Consider the following 1,015-nt stretch of genomic DNA (forward strand, 5'->3'; position numbering starts at 1 on the left):
CGGCTGGAGTACTCGCGCCCCGGGCCGATGAGTTTCGGGCGGCGGGGAGGTCCACCCGGGGACAGTGCTTCTGTGAGAGGACCCGACATGATCACTACCGATTTCGTCCCGGGCTCCCCGGCTTGGCTGGACCTGGGCACGCCGGACCTCACGGCCACCGCCCGCTTCTACGGCGCGGTGTTCGGGTGGGAGTTCCGCTCCGAGGGGCCCGCGGCCGGTGCCTACGGGCTCTTCCGGCTGGACGGCAAGGTGGTCGCCGGGCTCGGCCGGCTGACTGAGGACGGCGCCCGCTCGGCATGGATGCTCTACTTCCACACCCAGGACGCGGAGGCCGTGGCCGAGTCGGTGCGGCGGCTCGGCGGCGCCGTGCGGATGGCACCGGGGGATGCCGGCGAGGAGGGGCGGCTGGCGCAGTTCACCGATCCGCAGGGCGGCCAGTTCGCGGTCTGGCAGCCGCTCAAGACGGCGGGGGTCGAGCTGGTGGACCAGCCCGGCGGGCTCTGCTGGACGGAGCTGTACACCACCGACGCCGCGGGGGCCAAGGAGTTCTACGGCGGGCTGTTCGGCTGGACCACCCAGGACATCCCGATGCCCGGCGGCGCTCCGGGGACGTACTCCATGCTCGTTCCGGCGGGCTGTCCGGCGGAGCGGATGCACGGCGGCCTGATGGAGCTGCCCCCGGAGCACCTGGCCTATGCGGGCAGCCGGGCCACCTGGCATCCGGTGTTCGCCTCGGCGGACTGCGACGCCACCGTCGCAAGGGTGAAGGAGCACGGCGGGAGCGTGCTGATGGAGCCCGAGGACGTGCCGGGTGTGGGGCGACTGGGGTTCTGCATGGACCCCGCCGGGGCCGACTTCGTGGTGCTCCGGCCGGAGTAGGACGGGCCCGGCCGTCCTGCCGGGTGCCCGCCGGAGGGTGAGCGGTCCACGGGCGGCGACCCCCGGCACGCCGGGTGTCCGACCCGCCGCGGGGGTGGGGGTCGGGCACCCGGCGTGCCCTGCCGCAGGGTGGTGG

The 1,015-nt window shown here is 74.5% G+C and carries 1 protein-coding gene; it reads left to right on the forward strand.

Annotation, left to right across the window (positions count from 1 at the left end; translation table 11 throughout):
* Positions 1–87 precede the first annotated feature (87 nt).
* Positions 88–879, forward strand: a complete 792-nt coding sequence (locus tag AOK09_RS36835) for a VOC family protein (protein ID WP_055591504.1) — start codon at positions 88–90, stop codon at positions 877–879.
* Positions 880–1,015: the final 136 nt, after the last annotated feature.

Origin of the sequence: Peterkaempfera griseoplana, assembly GCF_001418575.1 — a bacterium.
GTDB classification, from domain to species: Bacteria; Actinomycetota; Actinomycetes; order Streptomycetales; family Streptomycetaceae; genus Peterkaempfera; species Peterkaempfera griseoplana.

Excerpts from the sequence above, each read along its gene's own strand:
- AOK09_RS36835 (WP_055591504.1), top strand. The coding sequence starts at position 88 with ATGATCACTACCGATTTCGTCCCGGGCTCCCCGGCTTGGCTGGACCTG.